This is a genomic window from Nicoliella sp. ESL1120, assembly GCF_058508515.1.
Genome location: NZ_CP196383.1, coordinates 1,222,915 through 1,240,499 on the forward strand (window position 1 = coordinate 1,222,915; position 17,585 = coordinate 1,240,499).

General features: G+C 43.8%; 13 protein-coding genes, 1 tRNA gene and 1 pseudogene. 1 reads left to right on the plus strand and 14 read right to left on the minus strand.

The window, feature by feature from the left end; genetic code table 11:
• Nucleotides 1-3 precede the first annotated feature (3 nt).
• The 3 genes from ACSYTE_RS05225 to asnB are packed head-to-tail and all read right to left on the minus strand — an operon-like array spanning nt 4 to nt 4,704.
• Nucleotides 4-1,254, minus strand: coding sequence for a carboxylate--amine ligase (locus tag ACSYTE_RS05225; RefSeq protein WP_491716406.1), 1,251 nt, complete (start codon nt 1,252-1,254; stop codon nt 4-6).
• Between the two features lie 4 nt (nt 1,255-1,258).
• Nucleotides 1,259-2,797 carry a UDP-N-acetylmuramoyl-L-alanyl-D-glutamate--2,6-diaminopimelate ligase gene (locus ACSYTE_RS05230; protein WP_491716407.1) on the minus strand — a complete coding sequence of 513 codons (1,539 nt, stop codon included), beginning with the start codon at nt 2,795-2,797 and terminating at the stop codon, nt 1,259-1,261.
• Between the two features lie 26 nt (nt 2,798-2,823).
• Nucleotides 2,824-4,704 (minus strand): asparagine synthase (glutamine-hydrolyzing), encoded by a 1,881-nt coding sequence (gene asnB, locus ACSYTE_RS05235; RefSeq protein ID WP_491716408.1) that lies wholly within the window; start codon nt 4,702-4,704, stop codon nt 2,824-2,826.
• Between the two features lie 249 nt (nt 4,705-4,953).
• On the opposite strand from asnB, the gene ACSYTE_RS05240 reads away from it, so the two are divergent.
• Nucleotides 4,954-5,038, plus strand: a tRNA-Leu gene (locus tag ACSYTE_RS05240).
• Between the two features lie 37 nt (nt 5,039-5,075).
• On the opposite strand, the gene ACSYTE_RS05245 is transcribed toward ACSYTE_RS05240, so the two are convergent.
• From ACSYTE_RS05245 to purL, 11 genes and pseudogenes are all read right to left on the minus strand, one after another.
• The gene (locus tag ACSYTE_RS05245) at nt 5,076-5,597 is read right to left on the minus strand and encodes an NUDIX domain-containing protein (RefSeq protein ID WP_491716409.1); all 522 of its coding nucleotides are present in this window, start codon (nt 5,595-5,597) and stop codon (nt 5,076-5,078) included.
• Between the two features lies 1 nt (nt 5,598).
• Nucleotides 5,599-6,666 (minus strand): dihydropteroate synthase, encoded by a 1,068-nt coding sequence (folP, locus tag ACSYTE_RS05250; RefSeq protein WP_491716410.1) that lies wholly within the window; start codon nt 6,664-6,666, stop codon nt 5,599-5,601.
• A gap of 1 nt (nt 6,667) precedes the next feature.
• Entirely contained in the window at nt 6,668-8,002 is a 1,335-nt protein-coding gene (locus ACSYTE_RS05255; protein WP_491716411.1) for a bifunctional folylpolyglutamate synthase/dihydrofolate synthase, read from the minus strand.
• A pseudogene (folE, locus tag ACSYTE_RS05260) lies at nt 8,003-9,048 on the minus strand (GTP cyclohydrolase I FolE). It abuts the gene before it with no gap.
• A gap of 5 nt (nt 9,049-9,053) precedes the next feature.
• Nucleotides 9,054-9,410 carry a dihydroneopterin aldolase gene (folB, locus tag ACSYTE_RS05265; RefSeq protein ID WP_491716412.1) on the minus strand — a complete coding sequence of 119 codons (357 nt, stop codon included), beginning with the start codon at nt 9,408-9,410 and terminating at the stop codon, nt 9,054-9,056.
• A 109-nt stretch (nt 9,411-9,519) separates the two neighbouring features.
• On the minus strand, nt 9,520-10,770 hold the full coding sequence (gene purD, locus ACSYTE_RS05270; RefSeq protein WP_491716413.1) for a phosphoribosylamine--glycine ligase: 1,251 nt from the start codon (nt 10,768-10,770) through the stop codon (nt 9,520-9,522).
• Nucleotides 10,771-10,790: 20 nt separating this feature from the next.
• Nucleotides 10,791-12,323: a bifunctional phosphoribosylaminoimidazolecarboxamide formyltransferase/IMP cyclohydrolase gene (gene purH / locus ACSYTE_RS05275; protein ID WP_491716414.1), complete on the minus strand. Its 1,533-nt coding sequence runs from the start codon at nt 12,321-12,323 to the stop codon at nt 10,791-10,793.
• 1 nt (nt 12,324) lies between these two features.
• Nucleotides 12,325-12,921, minus strand: a complete 597-nt coding sequence (gene purN, locus ACSYTE_RS05280; RefSeq protein WP_491716415.1) for a phosphoribosylglycinamide formyltransferase — start codon at nt 12,919-12,921, stop codon at nt 12,325-12,327.
• Nucleotides 12,896-13,930 (minus strand): phosphoribosylformylglycinamidine cyclo-ligase, encoded by a 1,035-nt coding sequence (purM, locus tag ACSYTE_RS05285; RefSeq protein ID WP_491716416.1) that lies wholly within the window; start codon nt 13,928-13,930, stop codon nt 12,896-12,898. The genes purN and purM overlap by 26 nt, the downstream gene beginning before the upstream one ends.
• Entirely contained in the window at nt 13,931-15,379 is a 1,449-nt protein-coding gene (gene purF / locus ACSYTE_RS05290; RefSeq protein WP_491716417.1) for an amidophosphoribosyltransferase, read from the minus strand.
• Nucleotides 15,355-17,580, minus strand: coding sequence for a phosphoribosylformylglycinamidine synthase subunit PurL (gene purL, locus ACSYTE_RS05295; protein WP_491716418.1), 2,226 nt, complete (start codon nt 17,578-17,580; stop codon nt 15,355-15,357). The genes purF and purL overlap by 25 nt, the downstream gene beginning before the upstream one ends.
• Nucleotides 17,581-17,585: the final 5 nt, after the last annotated feature.

Below are 17,585 nucleotides of genomic sequence, written 5' to 3' on the forward strand. Positions count from 1 at the left end.
GAACTACCCCTTATTAATTGCAAAGTACTTCGCAAAATTCTTACTATAATTGTGGAACATCCACTTCATCAATGCCCACCGTTTTAAATTGCGGTCCTTGGAATACCAGAATGTCGTGCCGTATTGATGCTTATCAATCAGTTTCAGCGCGGCATGCTTTTCAACATTGTCCTTGGCGTATTGCTTGAAAACTGAAACACTGACCCCTAACCAGAGGTAATATTTTTCAGGATCATCATTCGCATAGACGGTTGGCTTAGTATCGAGGGAGTCAAAGGCGTAGTCTTGGACGACCCAATCCGCTAAATTATAGCCATTCAAGGTAACAAAGAAACTACTCCGCCCTTGCCGCAGATTAATTTCAAATAACTTGAACGAACCATCCCGCACGTCGTATTTCATATCAAAATTAGCGTACCCAGTAAAACCAATCTTTTCTAAAAACGTTTTAATTTGATCATAGATGACCTGGTTGTACTCTGGAATAATCGCAACGTAATTGCCGATCGCAGATGGTGCACAATCTTCTAATAACGGATGACCTAAACACATCATCTTAACATGGTGGTTCTTATCCACATAGGCATTCAAGACCCGCATATTACTGTCGTCACCCGGAATGAAGTCCTGCAAGATCAAATCAGATTGGTACCCATTATCATAAATCTTGCCAACGATTTCATTAAATTCCTTTTCAGACTTGATCGTAAACGCCTTTTTGCGTCCCTCGAAGTGCACATCGAGCCATTCCACACTGTTCGTCGGTTTCAAAGCGACTGGATAGCCAAATGGTTGCTCGATTGGCTCAGCGTCTTCATACATATCCTTGCTGATGATCTTAGTCTTTGGGTAGGGCAGGTCATACTTATCACAGGTCTTGTAAAAATTTTCCTTACTGTTCAATTGCCGAATCAAATCATAATCTACGTACGGACAAACGAACACATCTTCTAACTCTTTTTTATGCTTCGAGATCAATTCAGCATAACCATCCCCACACCCAATTAAGATGACGGGTTCTGGATGATTAGCATAACGTTCTTTTAATTTTAACATTGCTTGGATCCATGCTGGATCTTCACTAAAGCCTGGAATCAGCTCTAAATCAACGATCTTAGTGAACCGTGTCGGCGCTAACTGAATTTCGGCATACGCCTTCACTGGTTTACCATACTTTTCATAAAGTGAGCGTGCCATTCCATAACAATTAAAATCACTCCCCAACAAAATCGGGGTAAATTCTGTTTCACTCATTATTTTAGAATCCCTTCAAGATATTTTTAACTACTACCGAATCGGTTTCGTAGGGCACATCGACGCCATTGATCTTTTGATATGGATCGCGTCCCTTACCAGCGACTACGACCATGTCGTGTTCACCAGCTGCATTGATTGCCCGTTCAATCGCTTGTTTGCGGTCCATTTCAAAGTGCACTTCAACTCGGTGATGATCAATGTGGGCATCGATTTCATTTGCAATTGCTTTTGGATCTTCAAATGCTGGATCATCAGTCGTAAGAAAAGCCACATCGGCGCTTTCGGTCAAGGCCTTGCCAAACCCTTCACGCCGATCTTCACCCTTATTCCCAGGACTACCGACCACAACGATTACCCTCCCTGCTGGATTTTCACGCTTTAAGAATCCTAACAGGGCATGCATACTAGCGTAGTTATGGGCATAATCAACGTAAACCGTTCCATGGCCATTAGCATGATAACTTTCCATTCGTCCAGGAATCAAAACGCTAGCCAGCCCGCGATCGATCTGCTCTGCATTGGCACCAGCCAAAGCAGCGGCAATGATTGCAGCCATCGCATTCGATTCATTATAATCACCAGCAAGCGCTAGTTGATAATCAGCTGCAATTGATAATCGCTTTGCCCGTTCATCATTTGCAAATACCTTAATTGCATTATGTTCCAGGGTATCAGCAGTACTGATGTAACTAAAATCGATTGGTAACGGTAATTGAGTTTTAGCATGTTTACGCGCGAACAAATAGATATCAGCTGGTTGAGAAGTCGCCTTGGCAGTTTGATAAACGTCATTCAAGTAATCAGTCTCAGCATTAATAATGCAGACCTTCGAATTGACCAATAGTTGTTCTTTGCAATGCAAGTAATCAGCAAACGTCGGGTGTTCATTGGCTCCGATATGATCTGGTGAAATGTTCAAGAAGATTCCGACGTCAAAGTGTAATCCATAGACCCGATTTTTCTTGTATGCTTGCGATGATACTTCCATCACCAAAGTTGTCATCCCGTTAGTAACTGCCATTCGCATATGCTTAAAAACATCTAGTGATTCTGGAGTAGTCAGATGGGACTTAAAACGTTGACTCGCTTTGGGTCCAACGACCGTATCAATGGTTGAAAACATTGCGGTCCGCCCGTTCGTTACTTCCTGCAAACTAGCATCGGTAAAGTAAGAAGCAGTCGTTTTCCCCTTCGTCCCAGTATAGGCGATAATGAATAGCTCATTTTGGGGATAACCATAAAATGCCGCTCCTAATAAGGCCATTGCTTTTTGCACATCACTGACAATGATTGCAGGTAAGGAAGCCGCAGCAGTGGGCAGTTCTTGTTCAGCTAAGTAACCAGTGGCACCATTGTTAACGGCAGCCGTCAGGTATTCGGGTTTAAAATTGCCCTTGCAACAGAATAACCCATTGGCTTTGATCGCCCGAGAGTCATATTCAATATTTGTAAAGCTAACTTGGTCGATCGGCCCAACGACCTTGGTCAACAGTGCGTGCTCTTGTAGTAGTGTGATAATTTCCGCGCTTTTTAAAGCCACTGCAATTCACCCTTCCTAAAACAAAATTATTTTGTTTTATGAACTTTTTTAATCGTATCAGCAGATGTATTTTCTGGGAAAAACACTTCGTACCAAAGAATGAAAGTATAAATTGTGAAAATCTTTTGCATATTTGATTTTCCGCTTGCGTGTTCCTTTACGATTCGTTGTAATTCATCAACATTAAAGAACCGTTGCGCAACGTCAGAAGTGAACGCTTCTTCAATTTGTTCGTGGAATTTAGGCATGTTCATCCATGAAGCAATTGGGGATGGGAAACCTAATTTTTCCTTATTAGCAACCTTTTCGGGTAACGCAGCCATTGCTGCTCTACGCAATGAGACCTTAGTTTCACCCTTATGGATTCGCGTCTTGATTGGCATCGTAGCAGCAAACGCAGCCACTTCACGATCGACCAATGGAGTCCGCACTTCCAAGGAGTTACACATGCTCATTCGATCGGCCTTGTGCAAGATATCAAATGGTAACCACGTATTGATATCGAAGTATTGCATTTGCGTCATTTCATCCTTACCACTGACTTCATCAAAGATGTGCTTAGTGAATTGTCCTGAATCCTGGTTGAGCGATGGATCCTTCAAGACTTTCGCACGGTCATCGTAGTTAAAGACGTAGTTGACCCGATAGTAACGTTCACTAAGTGGTTGGGCCCCTCTGATCAAGAAGCGGCGACCATGGAACCGTGGCATTTTTTCAGCCACTGCAGCCAAGCCCTTCCGAACTGCCTTAGGAACCCATTTTTGGTAGCGTTCAAACGGAAATGCTTCTAAGTAAGTATTGTAACCACCGAAAAATTCATCGGCTCCTTCACCAGATAGTGCGGCTTTTACATCTTGGCGCGTCCGCTTGGATAAGTAGTAAAGTTGGACGGCGGATGGGTTGGAGAGCGGTTCGTCCATGTAATACATCATGGTTGGTAAGAAATTAAAGTAATCATCCCCATTAATGTATACGGGTGTGTTCTTTTGACCAATTTCCTTCGCAAATTCTGTTGACCATGCTAATTCACTGTACTTAGAGTTTTTAAAACCAAGTGAAAATGATTGAATTGGCTTTAGCTTCGAAGCCTCATTCAATACGTAACTGGAATCAACACCACTTGATAAAAAGCTCCCCACTGGAACATCTGAGATCATGTGTTTTTCAACGGAGTCCTTAACGATCTTACTAATTTGCTTAGCGTCACCATCAATGGTTTGATTTTCATCAACGTGATCGTAATTAAATCTAAAGTAGCGGTGCAATTCAGTCTCGCCGCCAATGTGGTGAATAAAGTATTGTCCTGGCAATACCTTATAAACATTTTTAAACATGGTATCGCGAGATGGAATAAATTCAAAACTTAAGTGGATTGGCAACATATCAATATTTAACTCTTTATTGAACATTGGGTTATCCAAGAAAGCCTTAATTTCTGAACCCCACATGAAGGCATCACCATCATCGTAGTAATAAAGCGGCTTAATCCCAAAGTGATCACGAACCCCAAAGATTTCTTGCTTCTTGCTATCATAGATAACAAATGCGTACATTCCACGGAGCTTTTTAAGTAGTTCTGGACCCCATGCTTCATAACCGCGAATTAAAACTTCAGAGTCAACGTCAGTATAGAACTTGTAACCCTTTTGCTTTAATTCTTCTCTGATTTCTTCATAGTTATAAATTTCACCATTAAAAGTCAAGACCTTAGTATTGTCCTCACTAAACATTGGTTGCCCACCATGTGCTAAATCAAGGAAGGATAAGCGCCGAAATCCCATCGAAATATGATCATCTTGAAAGTATTGTTCGTCATCAGGACCTCTATGTCTGATCCGATTTGCCATATTAACGATCGTATTGCTAGGGACATCCTTTTGATTTACATAACCAGTGAATCCACACATATTAATTTTCCCCTTTGTTATTATCAATTCTTATTTATTTTTAAATTAAGTTTAAATATTCTTCAAATACTAATTGTATCAAAAAATAGTTTAGCAAACTACCAACGTTGCCATTTCTTAACAAAAGTTGAAAAGCAGTTTACCATAATTCCTAGTTATTTATAATAACCATTTCTCGTAATTTAGCAACTAAATTATGATAATCAGCTTTATTTTATTTCCAAACTATAGTAAAATGAATGTTGCTTTGCCCCAATGGCGGAATTGGCAGACGCGCAGCGTTCAGGTCGCTGTTTGATTTTATCAAGTACAGGTTCGAATCCTGCTTGGGGCATTCTAATAAAAAGGAGAAGACAGTTGTCTTCTCCTTTTTATTTTCGCTGATCAAAATATTTATGAAATTCGCATGGCGCTTCACAACGATCAATCAAAAAACTAGGCAGCTCGGCCTGGGCCCGTTGTTGGGAACTAATCGCTAATTCATACCGCAAATCAACGTGAAAATGAGCTCCCTCATTTTTTAATGGATTAGCAGGAATCGAAATAATGTTTAAATCCCGCAAGCCATTCAATGAATCATTGATTGGATGGGTCGCAAAGCCAGTCTCTTCACGATACTCACGCTGCGCAGTCATTAATGGGGTCTCACCCAATTCGACGTGCCCCGCTGGTAATAAAATCGTGTGAAGGTAGGGATGCTTAATGAACCAAATCGATTGGTCCTGCCAAGCAAACGCACTGGCGCTAAAGTGACCGTGCATGTTTTTACGATCGAACATTGCGGTTGGATTTTGTTGAATGAATTGCCGCGCCGTTTGGTAAGCAGTCTCTTTAATCTGGTATTTAGAATCATGGAGCCGCTCAATTAATTGAAGCATTGCAAACGCGTCCATCCTATTGATCGCTCCTTGGAAATTCTAGTTGCTTACGCATCTGTAACATTAGGTTAGTCTCTTCATAATCGTGTACTCGAATGATTTGGCCCCCCATGTGGACCATCATTAATTCTGCCACCAGGGTGGACCAAATGTTTTGCGAAGCATCTATGCCAAACAACTTCTTGAACATGCTCTTGCGCGAGATGGCAATTAACGTTGGGATGTTCATTTCACTCAATTCCCGAATCGTTCTGATCAAGTCGATATCTGTAGCCTGACTATCCTTAGCCAAGAACCCAACTCCTGGATCAATGACCCAGTTATCATCATGAATGCCAATTTCATCGAACGTCTTTTTCCGATTAGCAAAGAACTTCGGTAGTTGGTCTGGTCCCCATTGACTAATCCGATTATTATACATCGCAACCAATGCAGGATGGTATTCTTCAACCAATTTTAGCTTGGCGGGATTATCTTCAAATCCGTTCACATCGTTAATGATGTCAGCCCCAGCATCCAAGACAGCCTTAATTACATCGGGTTTATATGAATCGACAGAAATGATGGCCTCAGGGAAGGCTTTTTTGATCATTTTAATGTAGGGAACGGTTCTTTTAATCTCCACTGCGGGAGTGATCTCTTGATAACCAGGGCGCGTTGATTGGCCCCCTAGATCAATAATCTTAGTGTTATTAGCCATAAATGATTCGACCTTGGTCAAAATCTTTTGATCGTTTAGGGTCGCATCGCCGTCAAAAAAGGAATCAGGACTAGTATTTAAAATGGCCATTACCGCAGGATCGATGGTAAGGTCCAACGCAAAGTTAGCCCCCCGCAGCATAATTTGGTGACGTTTGTAAATGGCGGTCAGCTCAGTAACTAAATCGGGATGCAAGATTTCCTTGCTGTTTAGGAGTTGGTGTAGTTGAACCTTGCTAATCACCATTGATAGTGGATCGGCCCCCCAGTTGTTAATGTGTAAGAGCTGCAACAAATTACGTAGTCGCTCATTCACATAAGCTTGTGGAATCTCAATGTTGATTAAATCATTTTGGTTTTGCATGGGTACTTCTTTAACTGGCATGTTAAGCTTCCTTTCCGTTGATCACTTCCATCACGCCCCTGACCGTATAAAAGGAGCCAACGACTAATTTTAAATCTTCTGATTTGGGATCAATTTCATCAAATGTTTTGGCCGCCTCAGCAATGGTTTCCACATTAAAGACCGAATTGGTACCAAATTTGACTTCCGGTTCATTTTGGAACAATTTATATAGTTCTTCGGCAGGTAAGCTGCGATCTGGATTATCAGGTGTCACGGTCAAAAAAATGGCGTGTTTGATCCCCTGTAATTCATGAACACATTGTTCGACTTCCTTATCAGCTAAAAAACCGACCATAATCAATTTAACTTGTTGTGTCCCTAACTCATTAACGGTATCTACGAATGCACGGATGGCATCTCGATTATGAGCCCCGTCAACGATCCACCCATTCGAAAGGGTGCTAAAGCATCCGAGCTTTTTAGTCACTTCAATTCCTTTTGATAATTGCCCCCTATCAATTGAATCGGGGTGATCACGTTCATAGACTTCCCACCACTTAATGGCCAGCTTGATGTTTTCAGACTGTGCCCTGCCGTGTAAATTAGTGGTGAGTGGCAGCACATAATCATGATAGACCAATAATAAAGCCATGAAATCAGTAGGAGAACTCATTATCACATCGAATGTTTTAATATCATTAGCAACGTTAACCGAAGCGTGGCGGGCATTGGCCACTTGGTCAATAATTTTCGCCACTACGGGAGGCTGATTCGGATAACTGATGACCTGTTCACCTTCACGAATCATCCGCGCCTTCGTTGTCGCAATCTGTTCGAGCGTGTCCCCCAAGAATTTAAAATGGTCCAACCCAATCAAAGTAAAAATGCTATAGTCCGAGTGGTCAATCGCATTGGTCGCATCCAACTCACCACCCATTCCACATTCCAAGATCATGAAATCAACCTTGGCCATAATGAACGACTGCACCGCAATCAAAAACCAGGTCTCAAATTCAGAAATGTCATTTTCAAAATCGATTCCCAGTTGGCTTACCTTCGTTCGAACTGCTTTTTCGGCTGATAAGAATTGATCTGAAGTGATTTGGTGGCCCTGCAAATGAATTTGTTCTAGGGGATCTAGAATGTATGGACTGGTAAATAGCCCGACTGATTTGTTAGCTGATAATAAAATGTTATTGATCAGCTGAGCCGTGCTTCCCTTTCCATTAGTTCCAGCCACACGGATAACGGTTCTTTTCGGCTGATTTTCAACTATCTTATTAACAATTTTACTGAGCAGGTCGATCCGTTCCATTCCATCGTATTTCATAGTGTGGTTAATTTGATTGAGTCCATCTTGATATTCCTTATTCAACTAGTTCAGCCTCATTTCTTCTAACAATTCACGTTTAGTGGTTGGATCCTTAAAAATGCCTCGATAATAAGTGGTTCTAGTGCTGCCGGCTTCTTTTTTAACCCCCCGCATCTCCATGCACATGTGGCGAGCATCGGCAATTACGGCGACCCCCTTCGGATGAAGAATGTCATCTAGTTGGACCCCAATTTGGTGGGTAATGTTTTCCTGGACGCTGGGCCGACTAGCCACAAAGTCGACTAAGCGCGGAATCTTGCTTAAGCCGATAATTTTACCATCCCGTGGGACGTATGCCACGGTCACCTTGCCAAAAAATGGTAATAAGTGGTGTTCGCACATCGAATAAAATGGGATGTCGCGGACGATCACGGTCCCGTTATCCTCAACGTCTGAATTAAAGACCTTATAATTAGTAAACTGGTTATTAAGGGATGAAAAAACCTCCCCGTACATCTTGGCCACCCGCTTGGGGGTTTCAACTAGTCCCTCACGATCGGGATCTTCGCCGACCGCTGTTAGGATGTCCCTAACTGCTGATTCGATTTTATTTTGTTGTTCTTCATTCATAACTTGATCAAACTTCCAATCCCTTCAATTTCTTGGCCATCGATTCGATCATAGGCCGCTTGTAATTTAGTAGCATCACCGTCATAGATCTGCATCAATGGTCGTAAAACAAACTTACGATTATTCATTTCTGGGTGGGGAACCACCAGTGTCTCGCTAACGATATGTTCGTTGCCGAATAAAATAATATCAATATCCAACGTCCGAGGTCCCCAGTGAATTTTTCTGACCCGATGGAGTTTTTGTTCGATTGAATGAATCAAACTCAAAAGCAGTTCGGCACTCAAACTGGTCTGAACTTGGGCCGCAATGTTATAAAAGTCATCCTGCTTCACTCCACCGACTGGCGATGTTTGATAAACATCAGAGACCTTAGTAACGGTGACATTAGCAGCTTGATTCAATAGGTCGATAGCTTGTTGAAGCTCGTTTAGCTTATCGCCTAGGTTACTCCCTAAACTTAAATATGCAGTTGTCAAAATAATTACCTTTCCAATTCAATTTCCACGTTATCCAAAACCCCGTCGATTGGCAGGGCGATTTTTCTGATTTTGACGATCAGGCGATCCAATTGCGCACCGTGGTGCTTTTGAACCTCGGCAATGATGCTTGCCCCTAAGGTTTCAATTAATTCGACACGGCTGTTGGCCACTACGGAAGCAACCTCATCAAATACCAAACCGTAATTCAAAGTATCCTTTACGTCATCAGATGTTACTAGTTGTTTAAAGTTGGTTTTCATTATCACATCGATTTGAATATCCTGCCCGACAACGCGTTCTTCAGGCAATACCCCAATGTGGGAATGAAATTGCATGTTGTTCAAACGAATCGTTTCCATTTTTTCACCCACTAATTTTGTTTATATACAGTCTATCATGCCAAATCATAAAAGAAAAAACAACAAAAAAAGAAGCTAGATTTTAAAAAATCCAGCTTCTTTTGGATTATTATTTAAAAGCTTTACTACCAATATCAGTTCGGTACTCATAGTCATTAGAATTAACAAATTGGCTCAGTGCTGAATTTACTTTGGTTTGAGCTTGCTTTAAGTCTGAATCGTTGGCAATGACCATCAACACTCGGCCACCATGGCTGACGAGTTTGTTATTAACTTCAGCGACCCCGGCATAACTAACGCTGATCTGATCATCATTAAAACGTGGTAATGGTAAGTGGTCCTTGTGTTCAGCTGGATAACCGGCAGCGGCAATCACTGCTCCTAAGTAGTATTGACCAGTCTGCCACTTTGGTTTCACAGTTTTCCCTGCCATTAATTGTTCAATTACGGACCCGAAGTCATCCTCTAATTGGGGTAAAATAACCTGGGTTTCTGGATCACCCATCCGCACGTTGAATTCGATCACCTTAGTATCGGTCTTAGTTTGAATCAAGCCGGCGTAGAGAAAGCCGGTAAAAGGATGCCCCTGGGCCTTCATTTCTTCTAAGACGGGCATGATGATATCCTTCATTGCCCCATCCACTACGGACTGGCTAAACTGTGGAACGGGACTGTAAGCCCCCATCCCACCGGTGTTAGGTCCTTGGTCGTCGTTTTTGAGCCGCTTGTGATCTTGGGCAATCCGCATTGGGACCACATTAGTACCGTTCGCCATTACGATAAAGGAAAATTCTTGCCCCGCCATGAATTCTTCGATCAATACTTCAGAATCAGGTTTGAGTTCAAAGAGGTGATTAATCGAATCCACGGCAGTCGCTTCGTCCTTAGCGATGATGACACCCTTCCCAGCGGCAAGGCCGTTCGCCTTGATCACCACCGGAAAGCTGCCCTTACGAACGTATTCGATTGCTGCAGCTGCCGATTGAAATTCCTGGTAGGCAGCAGTAGCCACGCCACGGTTTGCCATGATCTGCTTTGCATAGGCCTTGGAGCTTTCCAATTGAGCAGCAACCTTAGTGGGACCAAAGATGTTAAGACCATTTTCCCTAAAAACATCCACGATTCCCATCGATAATGGGGCTTCGGGGCCCACAATCGTCCAGTCAATGTGATTTTGCTTTGCAAATTCCACCAGGGCTTGAAAGTCCATTTCATCAATGTCAACGGTCCCCACGTTTTGAATTTGATTCATCATTGGGTTTCCTGGAGCTACGTAAACGTTTCGATCGCCATTTTCAACTAACTTCTTTGCGATTGAATATTCACGACCACCAGAACCAACCAAAAGCCAATTTTCCATCCTAATCTCTCCCAAATATATTAGTGCTTAAAGTGACGGGCGCCACTGAATACTAATGCGATACCGAGTTCATCGGCCTTTGCAATTGAATCTTTGTCCTTGATACTTCCACCTGGTTCAACGATGGCCTTGATTCCATGTTTAGCAGCAAATTCAACACAATCATCCATTGGGAAGAATGCATCGGAAGCTAAAATGGCGTTGGCAAAGTTAGGCTTGTCAGCAGCTTTTTCGATCGCAATCTTAGTTGAATCGATTCGGTTCGGTTGCCCAGCCCCTACTCCTAGGGTTTGGCTATCAGTCGTAACAACGATGGCGTTACTCTTAACGTGTTTAACGGCGTTTTGGCCGAATGCCAATGCCTTTAATTGAGCTGCGGTTGGTTGAACCTTGGAAACAACCTTGAAGTTAGCTGGCGCTTCGTGAAGGAGGTCGCGGTCTTGAACTAACATCCCACCGAGCACACTCACTTCGTCCTTGCCCTTAGGATCGATTGGTCCAAATGGCAACGTCAATAGTCGAATGTTCTTCTTCTTAGCTAAGACGTCGTAAGCTTCATCGGTAAATGAAGGAGCAATGACGATTTCTAGGAAGATTGCGTGCATCTTTTCAGCAGTGGCTAGGTCGACTTCGCGGTTCAAAGCGATGATTCCACCAAAGATGGAAACAGGATCTGATTCATAAGCCAGGTTCCAAGCAGTTAATAGGTCATCAGCAGTCCCGATTCCACATGGGTTCATGTGCTTTAATGCCACTACCGCAGGCTTTTCTGGGAATTCAGCGATGATCCGCAGTGCAGCATCAGCATCACGGACGTTGTTGTATGATAATTCTTTCCCATGGAGTTGCTTGGCGTTTGCAAGTGAGTACTTTTCAGGAATTGGTTCACTGTAGTAAGCAGCCTTTTGGTGACTGTTTTCACCGTAACGCATGTCTTGAACCTTTTCGTAAGTTAAAGTGAGCTTTTCTGGGAATTCTTCCTTGGTTAAGTATTGAGCGATCAAGGCATCGTATGCTGCAGTGTGACGAAAGACCTTCGCAGCCAAGTGGCGATGGTAAGCAGCATCTAATTCATCGGCGTCGTAGCGCTTAATGAATTCAGAATAGTCGTTCACGTCGGTAATGACGATCACATCTTGGCTGTTCTTAGCAGCTGCTCTTAACATTGAAGGACCACCAATATCGATGTTTTCGATTGCATCAGCATCGGTTACGTCTGGTTTTTCAATCGTTTCTTTGAATGGGTAGAGGTTCACACATACTAAGTCGATTGGATCGATGCCTTGATCTTTAATTTGTTGCATATGTTCTTTGTTATCACGACGCGCTAAGATTCCAGCGTGAATGCGGGGGTGTAGAGTCTTAACCCGACCATCAAGCATTTCATCAAAATTCGTAATTTTTTCAACTGAGATTGCGTCAACCCCACCATCCAATAATGCTTTCAAAGTTCCGCCAGTGGAAACCACTTCGTAGTCACGTTCTTCCAGTTGTTTGGCGAAATCGACGATTCCAGTTTTATCAGAAACACTTAATAATGCTAACTTTTTCAATTTAGAGCACTCCTTTTTTTATTAGTTCAAAAATTGTGTTTGGATATAGTTGATGTTCAACATCATGGATCCTAGTTTCTAAATCTTCAATCTTATCATCTGGGTACCGATCAACACTTTGTTGGGCGATAATTTGACCCGTGTCGACCCCAGAATCAATATAGTGAATTGTCACTCCAGTTTTGGAAACGTTGGCTGCATAAGCATCCTCAATTCCGTGCAATCCTGGAAAATTAGGCAGTAATGCCGGGTGAATATTGATGATTTTCTTGGGGTAAGCATCCAATAAAGTCGGGCCAATGATGCGCATGTAGCCAGCTAAAAAGATGGCCTCGACCCCAGCGGCCCGTAAGTGGGTCAACATGATCGATTCGCGATGTTGCTTAGTAACACCCTTCTTTGCTTCCACCACCAATGCTGGGACGCCGAACTTAGCGGCCCGCGTTAAAACGTATGCATCATGGTGATCACAGATCAATAGTTTAATATCGATCGGTAAATCAGCCTTCGCAATCGCTTCAAAATTGGTCCCGTTCCCAGAGGCGAAAATGGCGACTGGAAGGGGCTTGGCATTAGTTGATTTCGACTGCTGCTGCATTGCGTTTCACCACCTTACCAATTTGATAATATGCTTGTGATTGTGCCGCTAAGTTCTTTTCAACGGCGGCCACGTTTGTTTTTGGAACCACTAATACCATTCCAATTCCCTGGTTGAAGACCTGGTCCATATCACTTGTGTCCAAGTGACCCCATTCTTGCAGTGCCTTAAAGAGCGTTGGGACTTGCCAGCTACTGCGGTCAATCTGGGCGGTCAAGTCATCTGGAATGCTGCGTGAAAGGTTATCAGCGATCCCCCCACCCGTAATGTGGGCGATCGAGTGAATCAAATCGGCTTGAATCGATGGGTTGACCGCATGGTAGTAGAGCTTAGTGGGTTCTAATAACGCGTTGATCAACGACTGATCGAACCCAGGATAGGTCTTATCAACGTCTAGCTTTGCGTCTTTGATGATCTTACGGACCAACGAAAAACCATTTGAATGCACCCCGCTAGAAGCCAGGCCAATTAAGACGTCGCCTTCCCTAACGTTGTCAGCACTCAACAATTCGTCCTTATCACCAATCCCAACGGCAAACCCACTTAAATCGTAGTCACCATTGGTGTAGATACCAGGCATTTCAGCCATTTCACCACCAATTAGTGATAAGCCAGCTTGCTTACACCCATCCGCGATTCCAGAAACAATCTCCTTCATTTGAGCAGGGTCTAGTTTGCCGACCCCGACATAATCCAAGAAGAAGAGTGGTTCTGCACCCTGGGCCAAAATGTCATTTGCACACATTGCAACTAAATCAATTCCGATCGTGTTGTGGAGGTGGGCTTGAATTGCTAACAACAACTTCGTCCCCACCCCGTCAGTTCCAGAGATCAAAACTGGGTTTTTGAACTTCGTAAAGCTGTCCTTCAAACTATATTCGGCACCAAACCCACCGATGCCACCAATCACATTTGCATCCTGGGTGGATTTTACGATCGATTTGATCTGGTTAACCGCTTGGGCGCCACTTTCAATGTCAACGCCCGCTTCTTTATATTGGTCGGCCATCTAATTCATCCCTTCATATAGGTGTAAACGCTTTGCTTCCTTTGCATACATTTCTTCATAATCATAAAGTGGGGTGGGGTACTTACCATCAAAGTAGGCCGTACATAACCCGTGGTACTTGTTATTAGACTTCAAGCCGATCGAATCGATCAACCCTTCTACACTAAGGTAGCCGAGTGAGTCGGCCCCGATTTGGTCACGAATGCCATCAACACTGTAGTTAGCCCCAATCAATTCACTTGGCTTTTGAATGTCGATTCCGTAAAAACATGGGAACTTCAAGTCAGGAGACGCAATCCGCACGTGAATCGACTTCGCACCCGCATCCCGCAATAATTGCACGATGTAGCGACTAGTGGTTCCCCGCACGATCGAATCATCGACTAAGACGATGTCCTTGCCTTCAATAACGGGCTTGACCACGGATAGTTTCATTGAAACCCCGCGTTCACGCTTCTTTTGGGTTGGTTCGATGAAGGTCCGAGCAACGTATTGGTTCTTGATCATTCCCATATCGTATGGGATTCCACTTTCGTTGGCATACCCAATCGCAGCGGAGAGTGATGAGTTGGGCACCCCGATTACGACGTCAGCCTTAACGGGATGTTCGCGGGCAACTTGGGCTCCCATGCGCTTTCTAGCTTCGTGGACGCTGACCCCGTGAATTACGGAGTCTGGACGGGCAAAGTAAACGTATTCCATCGAACACACTGTTAATTCGGTGTCAGTTGTATAATGGTCGATCTTAATCCCGTCGTTGTCGACCTTGATCAATTCCCCTGGTTCGAGGTCACGGATAAATTCGGCCTTGACTTGGTCTAATGCACAGGTTTCACTACAGATCACGACACTACCATCGGCACGCTTCCCCATTACCAATGGCCGTAAGCCGTTAGGGTCACTGATCGCATACATTGCATCGGTTGACATCAAGACGTATGCAAAACCACCGTGCATTCGGTTCGCAGCATCCTTGATTTTGTCAGTGAAGTCATCCATTTCAGAAACTTCGATCAAGTCCCCGAAGAGTTCACTATCGGAGTCGGATTGGAATTGAACACCCTTGGCCTTTAATTCCTTCTTTAACGTATCCGCATTCGTCAAGTTCCCGTTATGCGAAATGGCGAAGTGATTCTTGGTGTTTTCAAATAAGAATGGTTGGATGTTGTTAATGCTGTGACTTCCAGCAGTGGCATAGCGAATATGACCAATTGCTGAATTTCCATTCAAGATTTCCAACGTTTGTGGGTCTTCAAATACTTGGGCCAATAAACCTAAACCGCGGTATCTATGAAGTTGGTTATGGTCATTAGAGGCAATTCCAGCCCCTTCTTGCCCCCGATGTTGTAATGCATGTAACCCGTCGTATGTTAAGCGAGTTGCATCAGGAGTCCCCCAGATTCCAAAGACACCACATTCATCATTTAAGCTTTTGACTTCATTAGCCATGAGAGTCCCTCTTTCCAAATTTGATTCATTTCATTTACATCTAATTTTAAATTATCGTTGCTTAATGCTAGGTTCAATTCATGATCATCAGTGGTCGTCCCTAATAATGTCGCGTGATTGCCAACTAGTTGTTCAAATGCTGCTTGGTCGGCTTTGGCAACGGTGATCACAAAGCGGGATTGGGTTTCCGCAAATAGTTGTTCACGGGTCAAGTCAGCCTTCCCGTTAAAGCCGAGACCGTTTGCAAACAGGGTTTCTAAGAGGGTCACGATCAGTCCCCCTTCGCTAACGTCATGGACACTGTCAACGAGCTTGTTGACAATTGCTTCATGAACGAGCTTTTGGTTTTCAGCCTCAGTTGCTAAGTCAAAGTGGTCGATCTTACCACTGATCTTACCAGCTAATAACTTTTGAATTTCTGAACCACTGTAGTCATCAAAGGTTTTGCCGACTACGTAGACGAGTTCATCAGCAGCCTTAGCATCCGACTTAGTAATATTGTCGTTTGATTCGATCAACCCGACCATCCCAATTAATGGGGTTGGGTAAATCGCTTGATTATCAGTTTCATTATAAAGTGAAACGTTCCCGCCAATTACGGGTGCATCGAATTGTTCACAGGCCTTTGCGATTCCTTCAGCAGACTTGCTCATTTCGAAGTAGCTTTCAGGATCATCGGGGTTCCCAAAGTTCAAACAATCGGTAATCCCAATTGGCAGTGCGCCACTCGCCACGATATTTCTAGCGGCTTCGGCAACGGCGATCTGACCCCCTTGGAATGGATCCAAGTAGATGTAACGGGCGTTACAATCGGTCGTCATCGCAAGCGCCTTCTTAGTGCCACGGATCCGAACCACTGCGGAATCACTTCCGGGTGCTAAGACGGTGTTGGCTTGAACCCGACTATCGTATTGGCGATAAACAGACTGCTTCGAAGCAATCGTTGCTTGGCCTAAAATTTGCTTGACCATTGCCCCTAAATCATCAAATTCAGGTGTAAATTCAGCAACGGGGGCTTTGAGCCGAGCTGGTTCAACTAGTGGGTGGGTGTATTCTGGAACGTCATCGACTAAGGTCTTGGTTGGAATATCACAAACCAATTGACCGTGTTGAGAAAGTCGATACTGGCCATCATCATTAACGTTCCCAATTACGACTGCATCTAAGCCGTACTTTTCAAAAACATCTAAAACGACTTGTTCATGGCCCTTCTTAACACAGAGGAGCATTCTTTCTTGTGATTCGGAAAGCATGATTTCATAAGGCGTCATTCCCTGTTCACGTTGGGGCACGAGGTCTAAGTTCAAATCGACTCCACTGTCAGCCTTGGCAGCCATTTCAGCAGAAGATGAGACCAACCCAGCGGCTCCCATATCTTGAATCCCGACTAGGATATCACTGTGGTTGTGCGTAATTTCGAGACAGGCATCGACCAAGAGCTTTTCCATGAATGGATCCCCGACTTGAACGGCAGAACGGTCGGATTCTTCTTCCTTACTGAATTGACTAGAAGCAAAGGTCGCACCATTGATTCCATCGCGCCCAGTCTTTGCACCAACATAGATGATCGAGTTCCCAGTTCCATGAGCCCGCCCAGCTTCAATATCGGCTTGATCCATGATTCCGACACACATAACGTTGACAAGTGGGTTACCATCGTAGCACTGGTCAAAACTAATTTCACCACCGACGGTTGGAATCCCGATACAGTTACCGTAACCGGCAATTCCAGCTACGACCTTATCTAATAAAAAGCGGTTCTTAGGGTTAGACAATTCACCAAAGCGGAGGCTATCGAGTGAAGCAATTGGCTTGGCACCCATTGAGAAGATGTCACGGATAATGCCACCCACTCCGGTCGCAGCCCCTTCGTATGGTTCCACGAAACTTGGGTGATTATGACTTTCGGCCTTGAAGACAACGGCTTGGCCATCGTTAATGTCTAACACCCCAGCCCCTTCACCAGGCCCTTGAATCACGCGGGAGCCCTTGGTCCAAAACTTACGTAGAATGGGCTTGGAGTTCTTATAAGAACAATGTTCACTCCACATTCCAGAATACAAACCAGTTTCAGTAAAATTTGGGAGGCGTTTTAAAAGTTTTTTGGAAATTAAATCATATTCGCCATCAGTTAATCCCCAGTCACGATAAATTTTTTGATCTCTAATTTCTTCGGGGGAAAGTTCAACTTGTTTTTGCACTGCTA